The following is a 15,438-nucleotide window of genomic DNA, read 5'->3' as shown; positions in this document are numbered from 1 at the left end:
AAGGCCCGCCGGATCGCTCCGACGGGCCTTTTTCTTTGTTCTCGTCAAGCCTCAGGCCGCGCGCAGCGCCTCGGTCGCAGCCACATCGACGGCACTGCCGACGATCGCCACCTTGTACAGTTCCCGCGCCGCCTCGACCGAGACGTAGCCGTCAAGCACGTCGTCCAGCACCGCCGCCGGATCGCGCTCCGCCGCAAGGCCGTAACCCGCGCCGCCCGCACCGCGCGCGATGGCGCGGTCGCCGATCGCCACCGGCATGCGGTAGGTGCCGACGCGCTTCTCGGCATCGGTGCCCGCACGCACGATCAGCTCGTTCGTCTCGGGCTGCGCGCCGCCGCCCAGCGACCACGGCTTTTCCTTGGAGCGCTTGGTGATCGAGAGGAACTCGCCATCCTGCGTGAAGCGGATCAGGCGCTCGGTGCCCATGCCGCCGCGCCGCTTGCCGGCACCGCCCGAATCGGGCTTGATCTCGAACTGTTCCATCATCATGCCGGTCTTCATCTCGATGACCTCGATCGGCGTGTTGCGCACGAGGCTGCCCGAGATGTGGTTGGTGGCGTTGATGCCGTCGAACTCGGCGCTGCCGCCCCAGCCCACCGGCTCGTTGTTGGAGACAGCGTACATCGACTTGGTGACCGGATCGGTGCCGATCATCATGAAGCCCAGCGTATCGCCGCCCGAACAGGCCGCGATGCGTTCGGGCATGCCCTGCGCCAGCGCCTTGTAGACCAGTTCCAGCGCAAGGTGCGCGGGCCACTGGGTGAAGGTGGCGGCGGGATAGACCGCGTGGAACAGGTTGCCCTCCGGCGCGATCACCTTGAGCGCGCGGAACGAGCCCGCATTGTTGCGCTGCGAGGCGGAGGTCAGCGATTTCAGCACGAACTTGCAGATCGTCTCGGTCAGGCCGATCGGGATGTTGATCGGGCCGAGCACCGCCGGGGAGGAGCCCGAGAAGTCACAGGTCAGGCCCTCGTCGTCGATCGTGACCTTGACGTGGATCGGCACCGGATCGTCGCTGATGCCGTCGTCGTCGACCACATCGCCCGCTTCCCAGGTGCCGCGCGGCAGGTCGGCCAGCGCGCGGCGCACCAGAGCTTCGCTCGCCACCTTGATGCGGCCCACCGCCTCGTCGAAGGCCGCGCGACCGAACTTGCCGAGGATCGCGTTCAGGCGCTCGACGCCGGTCCGGGTAGCCGCCACCTGCGCGTCGAGGTCGCCCATCACCGGCCCGGGCATGCGCGAATTGAACTTGATGATGTCGATGATGTCCTTCACCGGCGCGCCATCCTTGTAGATGCGGGTGCCGGGGAAGATCAGGCCTTCCTGGTGCATGTCAGTGGAATCGAGCACGTAGCCCGGATCCTTGGCGCCAAGGTCCATCCAGTGCGCGCGGATGCAGGTATAGGCGAAGGGCTTGTCCTCGCCGTCGGCGAAGACCGGCGCGAACAGCGTGGCATCCAGCGCGTGCGCCGAATTCCAGTAGGGGTAGTTCATGATGAAGATGTCGCCGGGGCGCATCGTCTCCGCGCCTGCGAACTCCACGCCCTTGCGGATGGCGTAGTCGTTGGCGCCGAGGAAGAACGCGAGGCCCGGCGCGTCCGAAATCAGTTCCAGATCGGCGTCGTAGATCGAGATGCCGAAGTCCAGCACCTCGTAGATCACCGGGTTGAACGCGGTGCGGATCAGCGTGCGACGCATCTCCTCGGCGGCGGAGACGAGGTAGCTGCGGATGACCTCTACGGTCGCGCCATCAAGCTTCGTTTCGGTGCTCATGCGGACTTCCTGCGGACGATGAGGTGGCCGTGCGGATCGACGGCGACGGTCTGGTCGGAATGGATGACGGTGGTGGTGGTGCCTTCCTCGACGATCGCGGGGCCGTCGAAGGTGTGGCCCGCGCCCAGCAACTTGCGATCGTAGACCGCAAACGGGGTGCGCTCGCAGCGGGCGAAGCAGAACGCCTCGCGCGCGCCGATCTGCGCGTCCGACGCCGGGCCGGTGGCCTCGGGCACGATCGGCAGGGTGGGCTTGGGCATGACCGCGCTGGCGCGCACGCGCAGCGTCACGATCTGCACCGGCGCGGCGATGGCGTGGCCGTAGCGCTCGCGGTGGAGGTCGTCGAAGCGGGCGCGCAGCGAGGCGAGATCCTCACCCTCGGGCAGTTCGATCTCCAGCGCGTGTTCCTGCCCGGCATAGCGGCATTCGACGAGGCGCAGGAAGCGGCGCTCGGTCTGGGTGCCGCTCTGCCCTTCAAGCTGCGCGCGCGCGTCCTCGATGAGCGTCGCGAACGCCTCTTCCACCGGGCCCTGCGCCTCGGGTTCGAGCAGGCGCAGCTGGGTCAGCGCGACGTCGGTGACGATATCGGACATCAGCATGCCCCAGGCCGAGAACACGGCCGGGTTCTGCGGCACGATCAGTTCGGCGTTCATCACTTCGCGGGCGATCAGCGGGGCGATCAGCGGCCCGGCGCCGCCGAAGGCGAGCATCGAGAAGTCGCGCGGATCGCGGCCGCGCTCGACAGTGATCTCGCGGATGGCACCGGCGGTGCGGGCCACGAGAACGTCGAAAATGCCCGCCGCCGCGCGGTCGATATCGATGCCGAGCGGCCCGGCAACGCGGTCCTGCATGCCCTGCCTCGCGGCGGGAACGTCGAGGTCGACGGTGCCGCCCAGGAAGGTAGAGGGGTCGAGGAAGCCCAGGATCAACGCCGCGTCGGTTGTGGTCGGCTCGTTGCCGCCGCGACCGTAGGCGATCGGGCCGGGCTGCGAACCGGCGCTCTGCGGGCCGACCTGCAACAGGCCTTCCTGCACCCACGCGATCGAGCCACCGCCCGCGCCGATGCAGCGGATGTCGAAGATCGGGATCAGCGCGGGCAGATCGGCGAGCGGCGCTTCATGCATGACCAGCGGCTCGCCGTCCTCGATGACGGCGGCGTCCAGCGAGGTGCCGCCGTAATCCAGCGTCAGCACGCGGTCTCGGCCGATCGCCTTGGCCAACTGGCCCGCGCCGATGAGGCCACCGGCGGGGCCGGACAGCACGGTATAGATCGGCGCCTGCCGCGCGGTCTGCGCGGTCATCGCCCCGCCTGCGGAGCGCATGATGAGCAGCTTGCCGCCAAACCCGTTCTCGACCAGCCCGTTCTCAAGACGGCCGACGTAGTCGTTGAATATCGGGTTGATGTAGGCATCGACCACCGCGGTCGCGGTGCGCTCGTACTCGCGGTATTCGCGGGTGATCGCGCTGGAAGCGGAGACCGCCAGCTGCGGATAGGCTTCGCGGATGACTTCTGCGGCGCGCGCCTCATGCGCGGGGTTGCGGTAGCTGTGCAGGAAGCAGATCGCGACCGAACGGATGCCCGCCTCCACCAGCTTGCCCGCCGCATCGAGCACGGCGGCTTCGTCGAGCGGCTCCACCTCGTTGCCGTGCGCATCGATGCGGCCGCCGACGCCGAAGCGGTGGCGGCGCTTCACGATGCTCGCCTCGCGCTGGTAGCGGTAGTCGTACATCGACGCGGCGGGAACGTCGGCGCGGCCGATCTCGAACACGTCGCGGAAGCCTGCGTTGGTGATGATGCCGGTCTCTACCCCGCGCCGCTCGATTACCGCGTTGAGGCCCAGCGTGGTGCCGTGGACGAACAGTTCGGTGTCGTTCAGTGACACGCCGAGGCGGTCGAGCGCGGCCAGCACGCCGCGTACCGGCTCGTCAGGCGTGGTCGATGCCTTGGCGAGCCTCGTCGTTCCCGTCTCTGAATCGAACAGGATCGAATCCACGAATGTCCCGCCGATATCGACGGCGACGCGAAATCTCTTCATGCACTGTTTTCCCGGATGTGAATCCCTGAACTCGCCGCCGATGATATTGCGCAAACGGCACAAGTCTTCGCGAAGTCATTGCATCACGCGCAAGACCCGCCCTCTCCCCTTTGCCCCGCGCGGTCCGTCTGACACCATTGCCCCATACCCGCCTTTCCGCCGCGCCTCCCCGTGGCGGCGGGCACTGGAGACATTTTCGATAATGAAGCTGCTGCGCAAGATCGCCGGGATCGTCGAACGCAATCCCGAACGCCCGCCCGAAGAGGGGGAACTGCGCCGCTGGCCGTTCCTGACGATGGTGTTGATCGGCGTGTCGATCTCGGTCCCGTTCTTCGCGTTCGGCGGCCAGCTGGGCCAGCATGCGGACTTCACCACCGTCGCCATCGGCGTGATCCTGGGCAGCGCGCTGCTGGGCCTGTGGGGCGTGCTGACCGGCTATGTCGGCCTCGTCGCCCGCCTGCCCACCGCGATGATCATCCAGCGCACTTTCGGGCGGCGCGGGTCGATGGCGATCGTGGGCATGATGGTGCTCACCTCGTTCTGCTGGTTCGGGCTGCAGACGCAGATCCTCGTCAAGAGCCTCGCGGCGATCCTGCGCACCCAGCTGGATTACCAACTGGACGAGCGGATCGGCGTCGTCCTCGTCGGCGCGCTGATCGCCTCGACGGCGGTGATCGGGGTCAAGGCGATGGGCAAGGTCGCAGTGGTCAGCGTGCCGCTGCTGCTGATGGCGACGCTGGTGCCGCTGGCGATCGGGCTGGACCGGCACGGCATGGCGGGCCTCTTCGCTGCCCGCACGATCACCGAGCCGATGGGGCTTGGCATGATCGTCTCGGTGGTCGTCGGCGCCGAAGTGTTCGGCTGCTCGATCAACCCCGACCTCAGCCGCTTCCTCAAGACCGCAGGGGACAATGCGACGGCGATGACGATCAACTACGCGGTTGCCTTCCCGCTGCTGCTGATCCTCGCCGCCGCGCTCGGCACGCTTTACGGCAACGCCGATCTGGTCGCGACGATGCTGGCGGCGGGGATCGCGCTGCCGGGCACCCTCATCATCATCCTCGCCACCTGGACCAGCAACGACAAGAACCTCTACGCCTCGGCGCTGGCGCTTTCGGCGCTGTTCCCCAAAGTGGAGCGCTGGCAGCTGGCGGTGGTCGCGGGCGTGCTGGGCACCTGCCTCGCCGCCGCCGACATCCTCGGCCACTTTATCGTCTGGCTGACCTTCATGGGCCTGCTGATCGCGCCGATGTCGGGTGCCTATGTCGCCGACTTCCTGATGAAGCGGAGCCGCTACACCGACGCCAATGCACCGATCCCGGCGTTTCGCGCCGCGCCGCTGATGGCATGGGTGTTCGGCATAGCAGTCGGCGTGGCGACGCTGCCGCGCGCGAACGTCGGCCTCGGCCTGTTCGAGATCACCCATGCCCCCACCGTCGATGCCCTGCTGGCGGCGATGGTCTTCCTCTTCGTGGCCGACCGGGTGACCGGCTCGCGCCCCGCTGCCGCCCTTACCTGAACGGAGCTTTCATGATCGATACCCTCAGCCCCATCACCCGCATGTTCGATTGGTGGAACGGGGCCTTCCGCGACCACGCCTTCACGCCTGAAGCCTTCGCGGCGCACTATACCGACGACGCCCAGTTCATCGTCGATGGCGGCGTGCGCGGCACCGGCCCCGAAGCCATCTGCGCCCACTTCGCCCGAATTCGCGAGCGTTGCGATGCAGTCGAACTGGTCACCCCGGTTATCGCGACGCTCGCCGACGAGACGCAGGGCTTCGTGCAGTACCGCTGCACCTTCACGGCCGAAGGCAAGTCCGGTTCCGAGGTCTGCATGGCCCATGCCCGGTTCCGCGACGGCAAGATCGCCCGCTTCGAAGTCATCGGACGCCCCGAAGCCGCCTGATCGGCATCAAAAAAGGCCCGGCCGCTTCACGCGACCGGGCCTTTTTTCGTATGCATTTTCCCCGCTGGCAGATCACATCAGCGGAGCGAGATACTTCTGGGCATCCGCTGCAGTGCGCAGCGGGTCGGTGGGCACGTCGTATTCCACGAAGAAGTGCTCGATCCCCGCCTTCTCCGCCGCCGGGATGATGCGGCGGAAGTCGACCAGGCCCGTGCCCGGATCACGCACGCTGCCATCGGCGGCGACGTCCTTCATGTGGACCATCCGGAACCGGCCGGGATGGCGCTTGAAGTAGGCCACGGGATCGACGCCCGCCTTGGTCGCCCACGCAAGGTCAAGCTCGAACTTCAACTTGTCGGGGTCGGTGCCTTCGATGATCAGGTCGTAGGGGACGTCGGAGCCGACCTTTTTGAATTCCTGGTCGTGGTTGTGGTACGCCAGCTGGAACCCGCGATCGTGAGCGGCCTGCGCGGCGCGGTTCAGCGCGGCGATGAGTTGCTTGATCTGCTCCAGCGACTGCAGCTGCGAGGGCCAGCTGATCTGCCACACGATGTACTTCTGGCCGAGCGGCCCCGCCTGCTTCGCACAGGCGTCGATCAGGCCCTCGACGTGGTCGAAGTCGAACGCCTCGATAAACTTGCGCTCGAAGGTCGCGCGGTCGATGCGGCCCGCCACGCCGTCGTCGAACACCTCGTACAACCCCGGCGGCATGATGTGCTGAGAGGGCGAAACGAGGCCGTTGCGATCGAAGACCTCGCGGACGAAAGCCGGGTCACGGCCGAAGCTGCCGAGCGTCTCGACCTCGCGGTATCCCATTTTCGCGACTTTCGCCACGGTGCCCTCGAAGTCGGCATCCAGCAGCGTCATCAAGGTGTAGAGCTGGATGCCCAGCGGCCGCTTCGGCGGGCGGGCAAAGGCGCCCGCGCCACCCAGCATGGAGCCTGCCGCCAGCCCAGTCGCCAGCAGGGCCGTACCGCCCAGCAGGCCACGGCGGGAAAGGGCGAAGTCGGTCATCACAGCACTCCTTGCTTCATCTGGTCGGCCGCGAAGGCGGCAGCGCGCGCGGTCAGCGCCATGTAGGTCAGCGACGGGTTCTGCGCGGCCGACGCGGTCATGCAGGCGCCGTCCGTCACGAACACGTTCGCCGCGTCATGGCACTGGTTGCGCGCGTTGAGAACCGCCTGCGCCGGATCGTCGCCCATGCGCGCGGTGCCCATCTCGTGAATGGCGAGGCCACCCGGACCGAGCGCGTCCCCGACCATGACGTCGGTGGCACCGGCAGCCTCCAGCATGGCTTTCGCCTCTGCGGCCATGTCCTTGGCCATCGTCAGTTCGTTTTCGTGCCAGTGGAATTCGACGTGCAGCTGCGGACGGCCCCAGCTGTCCGTCTGGCTGGAAAGCGTGGCGCGGTTGTCGGCATAGGGCATGCATTCGCCCATGCCGCCGATGAACATCTGCCACGGCCCCGGCTTGCGCAGACGGTGCTTGAGCGACAGGCCGATGTCATCGCCCTCCCCGCCCCGCGTCCACATCTGGCGCGAGGCGCTGCCCTGGTAGCCGTAGCCGCGCCGGAACGCACGGTCGCTGCCGTCTAGGTTCTGGAAGCGCGGGATGTAGATGCCGCTCGGCCGGTTGCCCATCGGCATGCGATCGGTGAAGCCGGGGATCGTCGCCAGCCCGAACGGTCCCATGACGTGATCCATCAGGTAACGGCCCAGCGCGTCCGAACGGTTGGCGAAGCTGCGCCCGTTTGCTGCATCGATCGAATTTAGCAGGATCTGCGTGGATCCCAGCGTCGAGGCATTGAGGAACACGACGCGCGCCGAAACGGTGCTGCGCGTGCGGCTTTTCGCATCGATGATCCGCACCCCGGTAACGCGCCCGGTCGCCGGATCGTGGATGAGCGAGTCCACCACCACGTCAGTCATCACCTTGAGCCGCCCGGTCGCCTTCGCGGCCGGAAGCGTCGAACTTTCGCTGCTGAAGTAGGAGCCGGTCGAGCAGCCCCGGATGCACGGCCCGCAATAGTGGCACGGCTGCCGATCGCCGATCGGTTGGGTCAGGACGGCGCTGCGTTCGTTGATGATCGGGCGCCCGCCGAACTTCGCGGCAACCGCGCCCTTCACGTGCTCCTCCACGCAGTTCATGCCGTGCGGGGGCATGAACTCGCCATCGGGCAGCGAGGGGATGCCGTCGCGGTCGCCATTGACGCCGATGAAGCGCTCGACGTGCGAATACCACGGCGCAAGGTCGTCGTAGCCGATCGGCCAGGGAATGCCGTGGCCGTCCCTGCCCGCTTCGGAGAAGTTCAACGGGCTCAGCCGGAACGAGGCCCGGCCCCAGGTGATCGAACGCCCCCCGAGGTGATAGCCGCGTATCCACGCGAAATCGGCCTCGGGAACTGTCTCGTAGGGGTTTTCGGCGTCGTTGACGAACCAGTGCGCGTTCGCGTCCGAGAGCCCGGCCATGCGCGACTGGACCTTGTAGTCGCGCGCATAACGCTGGCGGTCGCCGAAGCCGCGATAGGGCAGTTCGTAAGGGGCGAGGTGCTCGGTGACGTAGTCCCTGGCGGGGTCGACATTGCGGCCACGCTCCAGCAACAGCACGGAAAAGCCGCGCTCGGTCAGTTCCTTCGCGGCCCAGCCGCCCGAAATGCCCGAGCCGACGACGATGACGTCTGCGTCCATCAGGCGCCTGCTCCGTTCGCAAGGCTCATCGAAATTCCCCAGACGTAGAGAGAGGGCGCCTTGTCGTCAGCGCCGAGGGCCGCGCAGGCGTCGTAAGCGCCGGGCACGAGGTTGAGATCAAGCTCCTGGCTCGCGCCGATCTCGCTGGTGTAATAGCCGTAGACGGTCAGCTTGCGCAGCGTCGGCGCCTTGAAGCGCGTGCCGTCGTAGAGCTTGACCGCCGGATCGCCCCCGGCAGCGAAGGCGGCCAGCACGAGATCGAGTTCGGCGTCGCAGCGGCGGCGCTCCTCGTCGTTCATCCAGTGCTGGTGCATCAGTTCGATGAAGCCGGTCACGCCCGCATCCTTGGCGCCCGGCGTGTCGTCGGCGGGGATGACGAGGTCCACCAGCCGCTCCAGCGCAGCGTGGCGCTCAGGGGCGAAGGGGGTGTAAGGCGGTGGCGGCGGCACCGACGGGGCTGCATCGCCGCCGCCCATCATATGACCCGCATGATCCGCCATGCCCTGCGCCATCGCCGGCGTGCTGAACGCGGCGGCGGCGATCCACTTGAGAATATCCCTGCGGTGCAATGCCTTGCCTTATATACTGTGACCCGAACGGACCGGGCCGGTGGAGGATCCCCCCCCACCGGCCCTGCCCGATCAGAACTTCACGCCGACCTCGAACCCGTACTGGCGCGGGCTGTTGTAGCTGGCAAGCGTCGTGGTTCCCAGCGCGTGAGGCCCGACCGCCATCGGCGTGCGCTCGTTGCTGAGGTTGCGTCCGATCGCGGAGAGCGACCACATGCCCTTCTGCAGCGTGACCTTGGCGTTGAAGAAGGTCTTCGGGCCGGTCTCCAATGCGTTCTGCACGTCCCAGTAGACGTTGCCGCGATGCGACATGTCGCCGTGGAAAGTCAGCGTCATGTCGTCGGTCAGTTCCGCCTCGTAGTCGATCCCGGCCTGCGCGGTGAAGCGGTAGATCTGCGGGATGACGTTGTCGTGGTACTGGTCCGGGTTCTCGGGCACGAAGTTCTTGATCTTCACGTCCGAGTAACCGAGCGAGCCGCTGAGGCTGAGGCCGTGCATCGGCCGCACCGACAGTTCCGCCTCGGCGCCCATGACCTGCGTCTTGCCGATGTTGGAGATGGCGGTGAAGATACCCACGTTCTCGATCACGCGCGAGGTCGAGAACTGCTGGCCCTTGAAGTTGGTGTAGAACGCCGCGCCGTTCAGCGTCACCAGACTGCCGCCGAAGTTGCTCTTGAAGCCCACTTCGAAGTTGTCGGCGGTTTCCGGGTTGTAGGTCAGCAGGGATTCGCTGCTGCTGCTCGGGTTGAAGCCGCCCTTGCGGTAGCCGCGCGAATAGGTCGCATACGTGAACAGGTCCGGGCTCCACTTGTAGGAGACCGAGGCCTTGCCCTGCGGTTCGCTGAACTTCTGCTTCAGGATCTGGCCGGAAAGGCGATCGAAGTAGGACTGGTTCTCCCAGTCGTAGCGGAAGCCGCCGGTCAATTCGAGCTTGTCCGTAACCTCGTAGGACGCCTGCCCGAACAGGGCGAAGGTCTCGTAGTGACGCAGGTTGTCGTTATAGCTCGAGGTGCCGCCGACCGGATCGTAGCTGCTCTGGTAATCGCGCTTCTCGTCCTGGTAGTAGCCGCCCGCGTTCCACTTGAGCGGGCCGCTGCCGTCCGAAGTCAGGCGCAGTTCCTGCGACCATGTCGTATCGACGAAGCGCACGGTCTGGCTGGCAAGGTCGGCTGCGGTGTAGTCCGCGTCCGCCGAGGTGTTTTCCCGACCGCGCGAATAGGCGGTAACCGAAGTCAGCGTGGCGAAGCCCGGCATCGCCCAGTCGGACTTGAGCGAATAGGCGCGAAGCTTGGAACGCACCATCCCTGCCTGGTTCTCGCTGGGCAGCGGCGTGACGTCCTTGAAGTCCGCGTCGGGAACCGCCGCCAGCCACAGGCCGCCCGTCTTGCTGTCAGTGGTCGATGCGCTGAGCGCGAAGGTGATGTCTTCGGTCGGCGTGAACAGCAGCGAACTGCGGGTGGTCAGGCCCTTGCCGAAGTCGGCATTCTTGGGATTCGCCAGGTTCTTGATAAGACCATCGGTGTCGTAGGCGCTGGCGCCGGTCGAGAAGTACAGCTTGTCCTTGATGATCGGACCGGACAGGCCGACCACGCCGCGCTTCTCGTCACCGTTGAGGTACTGGAACGAGGCGTTTCCGGTGTATTCGTTGGTCGGCTTGCGGGTCACGATGTTGATGGCGCCCGCGATCGCGCCGCCGCCGTAGAGCGTGCCCTGCGGACCGCGCAGGATCTCGATCTGCTGAACGTTGACGAGGTCCTGCTGGAAGAACATCTGGCCCGGCTGGACGACGCCGTCGACGACGGTGGCGAAGGGAAACTCGCCGTCACGGCCGAGCGTGGTGAAGCCACGGAACGAGACCGTCTTGTAGCCCGGATAGAGCCCGTCGAGCACCACGAGGTTCGGGGTCAGGCGCACCGCGTCCTGCAGCGTGCGCAAGTCGGCATTGCCGATCTTGGCGGCCGTCACGACGCTGATCGGGTCGGCGACGGTCTGCGCGGTCTCGTTGCGCTTGCGGGCGGTGACGGTGATCTCGTTCGGCGCGCTCGCCTCGTCGGCCGTCTGGGCCATGGCGGGCGCGGAGAAGGCGGCGAACGCCCCGGAGACCAGTCCGGCACAAACCAGCGCCTTGGTCGAAATGGCAGTCATGTATCGTGTCTTCATGGATCTAACCCTCATGCGCTGAAAGGCCGGGCGCCACCACGAAATGCGATGACGCGCCAACTGACTTCCTCCTGGTTTCCTGCATTCCTGCCGCGCTCGTTCCGGCGCGGTGCTCTTGTCTTCCTTGCGGGCCTTGCGGCCGGCCCTGATGCTTCCATTTCAGCCCGGTGCGATCAATGCGATCGCCATCCCGGTTTCATTGTCGCTGACGCAAATTAGCGCCCGCGACGGCTGCGAAATATCAGCCCACGCCCTCCATTGTCCGCTGCGCGCCGGGCTTGTCGCCCAGACAGCCGAGCCCGGCAAGCGTCGCCGCGATGCGTGCAGCGTCCCCCGCGCTCACGTCCTGGAAGGGCGAGCGCACCCGCCCGCCAGGAACCCCGCGCGCATTGAGCGCCGCCTTGAGGATGGCGGCGGCGGAACCGAAGCGCCCGACCAGCGACGGGGTGAACCATTCGCGCATGATGACGCGATCCTTCGCCCCGCAGGCGAGCGCCCCATCGAAGTCGCCCTGCCATGCCAGGTTGTAGAAGTCCGGCTGGTTGTGGCCCAGCACGCCGCCCGCGCCCATCGTTCCGTCCGCGTCGTGCAGCCGCACCATCGTGAGGCCCACTTCGTCCAGCGGCAGCCCGAACACGCGAACCTTGCCGTGAAGCGCGAAGAAGGTCGCCATGAAGTGCGCCATGTCGCCCGTCGAATGCTTGATCGCCACCACCGCATCGAGGTCGGCGATGCGCTCCAGCAGCGGCAAGGACATGTCGATCCCGGTGCCCGGCGGCCAGTTGTAGACGCAGATCGGCAGGCGGCTGTGCCGCGCGATCGTCGTGTAGAAGGCAAGGATGTCCTCGTCGCCGGGCCGCGCATAAGGCGGCGGCGTCACCAGCGCGCCGGAGAAGCCGGCGGCATGGGCCTGCTCGATGTGCGCCAGCACTTCCGCAGGCGTATAGGCGCTGCACCCCGCGATCAGCGGCAGGCGCTTGCCCATCTGCGCGCCCGCCGCCGCGAACAGCGCATGACGCTCTCCGGCGTCGAGGCTGAACCACTCACCCGTCGTCCCCGCGACGACCAGCCCGTGCATCCCCTCGTCATGAAGCCATTCGAGCATAGTGCCGAGGGCGTCGAAGTCGAGGTTGCGCTGATCGTCGAACGGGGTCGTGATCGCCGGGAGGTATCCCTTCCAGCCAACTCGGTCACGCTTGCAGGCCACGAATACTCCTTCCAGTAGCACGGCGGGGTCATGTGACCTGCCGCACCCTGGTCGTAGCCGGGCGTTGGATCGTTCGCCGAAAACTTGTGTGCGCGCGCCGCAATCAAGCAGGGCCGCGACGAGGCACCCGGCGCGTGCCGTGCCCTCAGCCGAGCGGCTGGGGGATTACTTCGATGGCAAGCGTGCTGCCGCCCGCCGCCACGTCCAGAAGACGGTCGATGTTGGGATGCGCGCCGGGGCGGTTGCGGGCATCGGCGGTGTGCTCCGCAAACACGTCGAGCCCATGCTGTGCCGCGCGGGCGTCGAGCGCACCGAACGACTGCTTGAGGTACTGGTACACCGCGAGAGAGCCCTGCTTGCCGGGCTGGTTCTCGATGCTGGCGACAACCTCGCCGTCAGCCCCGATAAGATCGATGCGATCCAGCCCCGCGATCGGCGGAAGCTGCTGCAGATTGTCCTTGAACGTCGCGCCGGGCTGAATCATCGAATGGCATTCCTGTATTGGTGGGGCGGCGGCCTCTAACACCATCCGTCGGCACCTGCCACGCCGGAGGCGACCAGCAGGCTGGCCGGGCCTTGCCACAAGGCGTCAAAAGTGTATTCTAAATCACCTTGTGGAGAATGCGAAGCCGATGAAACAGGAAGCGCCCGCGCAAACCGGTACGCTGCTGAACAGCACAGATTCGGAAGTATACACCGCAGTGCTGGCACGGATCAAAAGCGGTGCGATCGAACCGGACGAGCGAATCGTCGATTCCAAGCTCGCGACGGAATTCAACCTGTCTCGCATGCCGGTGCGGCAGGCCCTGCTGCGCCTTGTCCACGAAGGCTATCTGGTGGGGACGACCCGAGGCTTCGTCCTGCCCAGACTGACTTACGACGACATCGAGGAAATCTTCGAGGTCCGGATGCTGTTGGAACCACGCGCCGCAGCATCGGCGTGCCGCACCCTCGATCCTGACGCCATCGCCGCCCTGCGCGAAGCCCTTGCCGAAGCCCGCCGCGCAGTGGCGGAAGTGAAACTTGGCAACATGATGGTGGCCAACGACCGGTTCCGCCAGATCTGGCTCGACGCAGTGCCCAACCGCAGGCTCGCCGCCTCGATCGGCCGCTACGTCGATCATGTCCAGATCGTGCGCCGGGCGACCATCTTCGACGCGGCGACGCAGCACGTCGTGCTTGACCTGCTGACCCGGACGCTGGACGGGTTCGAACGCAAGGATGCACTGCTGGTTCAGGACGCCACCCTTCAGTTCGTGGTGCGCGCACGCGACGCCTTCATCGCCGCGACCAGCATGGAAACGGCACAGGCCCGCACCCTGGCTGGATGACGTCGCCTCATCTCCAGCTTGCCTGCCGAGTAATTTTATGTATAAACTGAATTCTATTATACGGTTCACAGGGATCATTTCCCGACGCCAGGCACCCTGAAAAGCGTCGCCGCGCCTTCGCCAGGATCACGAGACAGTCAATGACCGAAGCACCTGCGACCACGCAGATGGAGACGACCTCCGACACCCTTCATTCCGTCTTCACGCATAGCGGGAAGCGCTGGGCCGACCGCCCCTTCCTCCATGCCCCCGCCGAGGCGATGGACGGCGATGCGGCCGTTTCGCTCACCTACGCCGAGGCCATCGAGCGGGTCGACGTCCTGCGCGGTCGTTACGAACAGGCCGGCATCGGTCATGGCCACCGCATCGGGCTGGCGCTCGACAACCACCCGGATTTCTTCCTGCATTTCCTGGCGCTCAATGCGCGCGGCGCCAGCATCGCACCGATCAATTCGGGCATGAGCGATGGTGAACTGGCCCAGATCATGACGCTGGCCGAACTCGACATGGTCGTGTGCCGGCCATGCCACCGGGATCGCATCGCGGCGCTCATCGCCGAAACGGTGCCGGTGGCCGAGGCGGACGAGGCCCCGTTGCCCCCGGCCGGACGCCCCGCCCTCCCCGGCTCGACGGATGCCGAGAGTGAAGCGGCGATGATCTTCACCTCGGGGACCACCGGGACGCCCAAGGGCTGCATCCTGTCCAACGGCTACTTCACCCGCATCGGCGAATTCTACACGCAGCTGGGCGGCCGTTGCACCTTCCGTCCCGGGGAGGAGCGCATCCTGACCCCGCTGCCCGTCACGCACATGAACGCGCTGGCCTGCTCGTTCATGGCAGCGATGGCGAGCGGCGCCTGCCTGATCCAGCTCGACCGCTTCCACGCCTCTACCTGGTGGCGCACGGTGTGCGAGACGCAGGCGACCATCGTACACTATCTGGGTGTGATGCCGGCCATCCTGCTGCAGCGCGACGATGCGCCTGCCGCCTGGAAAGGCCACGCCATCCGCTTCGCCTTCGGCGCCGGGGTCGATCCGCGCCATCACGCGGTTTTCGAGGAGCGCTACGGCTTTCCGCTGATCGAGGCCTGGGCGATGAGCGAGACGGGCGCGGGCGCGTGGATCACCGCCAGTCATGAGCCGCGCCATGTCGGCCAGCGCTGCTTCGGCAAGCCGGGCGCCGGGATCGAAATCCGCCTCGTCGACGAGGAAGGCCGGGAAGTACCCATCGGCACACCGGGCGAACTGCTGGTCCGCGCCCGCGGAGAGGATGCGCGCCGCTGGTTCTTCACCCGCTACCATAACGACGCGGCAGCGACCGAAGCGGCATGGGAAGGCGGCTGGTTCCACACCGGCGACATCGTGCGGGCCAACGAGGAAGGCAGCCTGTTCTTCGTCGATCGCAGCAAGAACATCGTGCGTCGCAGCGGCGAGAACATCGCCTCGGTCGAGGTCGAGGGCGCGCTGATGCAGCACCCGGCGGTGACGCATTGTGCCGTCACCCCCGTTCCCGACGAGATTCGCGGCGAGGAAGTGCTGGCGCTGGTGGAAGGCACCGGCGACGAGGATCTGGCCGAGGAAATCGCCCGCTCATGCCTGCGGACGCTGCAGTATTTCAAGGTTCCAGGCTATCTCGCCTTCGTGGAGTCGTTGCCGACCACCAGCTCGCAGAAACTGCAGCGCGGAGAAATCCGCAAGCTCGGCCGCGCCATCGTCGAGGCGGGCGAGGCCTTCGATTTGCGCGCGCTCAAGCGCAAGCAGGCCTGAA

12 protein-coding genes are annotated in these 15,438 nt (G+C 66.6%); 4 read left to right on the top strand and 8 right to left on the bottom strand.

Features of this window, described 5'->3' with window-relative positions:
- Positions 1-51: 51 nt before the first annotated feature.
- Positions 52-1,773 carry a hydantoinase B/oxoprolinase family protein gene (locus ACODRZ_RS13370; protein WP_488971316.1) on the bottom strand — a complete coding sequence of 574 codons (1,722 nt, stop codon included), beginning with the start codon at positions 1,771-1,773 and terminating at the stop codon, positions 52-54.
- Positions 1,770-3,809 carry a hydantoinase/oxoprolinase family protein gene (locus ACODRZ_RS13365; protein ID WP_488971315.1) on the bottom strand — a complete coding sequence of 680 codons (2,040 nt, stop codon included), beginning with the start codon at positions 3,807-3,809 and terminating at the stop codon, positions 1,770-1,772. The genes ACODRZ_RS13370 and ACODRZ_RS13365 overlap by 4 nt, the downstream gene beginning before the upstream one ends.
- A gap of 202 nt (positions 3,810-4,011) precedes the next feature.
- Between ACODRZ_RS13365 and ACODRZ_RS13360 the strand changes: the two genes are divergently transcribed.
- Complete coding sequence (locus ACODRZ_RS13360; protein WP_488971314.1) at positions 4,012-5,328, top strand: purine-cytosine permease family protein; 1,317 nt, start codon at positions 4,012-4,014, stop codon at positions 5,326-5,328.
- Positions 5,329-5,339: 11 nt separating this feature from the next.
- On the top strand, positions 5,340-5,717 hold the full coding sequence (locus ACODRZ_RS13355) for a nuclear transport factor 2 family protein (protein ID WP_488971313.1): 378 nt from the start codon (positions 5,340-5,342) through the stop codon (positions 5,715-5,717).
- A gap of 72 nt (positions 5,718-5,789) precedes the next feature.
- Here ACODRZ_RS13355 and ACODRZ_RS13350 read toward each other — a convergent pair whose 3' ends face one another.
- From ACODRZ_RS13350 to ACODRZ_RS13325, 6 genes are all read right to left on the bottom strand, one after another.
- Positions 5,790-6,731 (bottom strand): sugar phosphate isomerase/epimerase family protein, encoded by a 942-nt coding sequence (locus ACODRZ_RS13350; RefSeq protein ID WP_488971312.1) that lies wholly within the window; start codon positions 6,729-6,731, stop codon positions 5,790-5,792.
- Positions 6,731-8,404 carry a GMC oxidoreductase gene (locus tag ACODRZ_RS13345; RefSeq protein ID WP_488971311.1) on the bottom strand — a complete coding sequence of 558 codons (1,674 nt, stop codon included), beginning with the start codon at positions 8,402-8,404 and terminating at the stop codon, positions 6,731-6,733. The genes ACODRZ_RS13350 and ACODRZ_RS13345 overlap by 1 nt, the downstream gene beginning before the upstream one ends.
- Positions 8,404-8,973 (bottom strand): gluconate 2-dehydrogenase subunit 3 family protein, encoded by a 570-nt coding sequence (locus tag ACODRZ_RS13340; protein WP_488971310.1) that lies wholly within the window; start codon positions 8,971-8,973, stop codon positions 8,404-8,406. The genes ACODRZ_RS13345 and ACODRZ_RS13340 overlap by 1 nt, the downstream gene beginning before the upstream one ends.
- A 72-nt stretch (positions 8,974-9,045) precedes the next feature.
- Positions 9,046-11,118 (bottom strand): TonB-dependent receptor, encoded by a 2,073-nt coding sequence (locus tag ACODRZ_RS13335; RefSeq protein WP_488971309.1) that lies wholly within the window; start codon positions 11,116-11,118, stop codon positions 9,046-9,048.
- A 256-nt stretch (positions 11,119-11,374) separates the two neighbouring features.
- Positions 11,375-12,340: a dihydrodipicolinate synthase family protein gene (locus ACODRZ_RS13330; RefSeq protein WP_488971308.1), complete on the bottom strand. Its 966-nt coding sequence runs from the start codon at positions 12,338-12,340 to the stop codon at positions 11,375-11,377.
- 145 nt (positions 12,341-12,485) lie between these two features.
- Positions 12,486-12,824: a DUF2322 family protein gene (locus tag ACODRZ_RS13325; protein WP_488971307.1), complete on the bottom strand. Its 339-nt coding sequence runs from the start codon at positions 12,822-12,824 to the stop codon at positions 12,486-12,488.
- Between the two features lie 148 nt (positions 12,825-12,972).
- Here ACODRZ_RS13325 and ACODRZ_RS13320 point away from each other — a divergent pair, with 148 nt between their 5' ends.
- Positions 12,973-13,671: a GntR family transcriptional regulator gene (locus ACODRZ_RS13320; RefSeq protein WP_488971306.1), complete on the top strand. Its 699-nt coding sequence runs from the start codon at positions 12,973-12,975 to the stop codon at positions 13,669-13,671.
- A gap of 140 nt (positions 13,672-13,811) precedes the next feature.
- Complete coding sequence (locus tag ACODRZ_RS13315; RefSeq protein ID WP_488971305.1) at positions 13,812-15,437, top strand: AMP-binding protein; 1,626 nt, start codon at positions 13,812-13,814, stop codon at positions 15,435-15,437.
- Position 15,438: the final 1 nt, after the last annotated feature.

It is taken from the genome of Novosphingobium sp. FG90, from assembly GCF_057808725.1.
This window is presented reverse-complemented; position numbering and strand designations above follow the sequence as displayed.

Bases quoted from the DNA above. Each gene is read 5' to 3' on its own strand.
- ACODRZ_RS13370 (WP_488971316.1), bottom strand. From the start codon at position 1,773: ATGAGCACCGAAACGAAGCTTGATGGCGCGACCGTAGAGGTCATCCGC.
- ACODRZ_RS13365 (WP_488971315.1), bottom strand. From the start codon at position 3,809: ATGAAGAGATTTCGCGTCGCCGTCGATATCGGCGGGACATTCGTGGAT.
- ACODRZ_RS13360 (WP_488971314.1), top strand. From the start codon at position 4,012: ATGAAGCTGCTGCGCAAGATCGCCGGGATCGTCGAACGCAATCCCGAA.
- ACODRZ_RS13355 (WP_488971313.1), top strand. From the start codon at position 5,340: ATGATCGATACCCTCAGCCCCATCACCCGCATGTTCGATTGGTGGAAC.
- ACODRZ_RS13350 (WP_488971312.1), bottom strand. From the start codon at position 6,731: ATGACCGACTTCGCCCTTTCCCGCCGTGGCCTGCTGGGCGGTACGGCC.
- ACODRZ_RS13345 (WP_488971311.1), bottom strand. From the start codon at position 8,404: ATGGACGCAGACGTCATCGTCGTCGGCTCGGGCATTTCGGGCGGCTGG.
- ACODRZ_RS13335 (WP_488971309.1), bottom strand. From the start codon at position 11,118: ATGACTGCCATTTCGACCAAGGCGCTGGTTTGTGCCGGACTGGTCTCC.
- ACODRZ_RS13325 (WP_488971307.1), bottom strand. From the start codon at position 12,824: ATGATTCAGCCCGGCGCGACGTTCAAGGACAATCTGCAGCAGCTTCCG.
- ACODRZ_RS13320 (WP_488971306.1), top strand. From the start codon at position 12,973: ATGAAACAGGAAGCGCCCGCGCAAACCGGTACGCTGCTGAACAGCACA.
- ACODRZ_RS13315 (WP_488971305.1), top strand. From the start codon at position 13,812: ATGACCGAAGCACCTGCGACCACGCAGATGGAGACGACCTCCGACACC.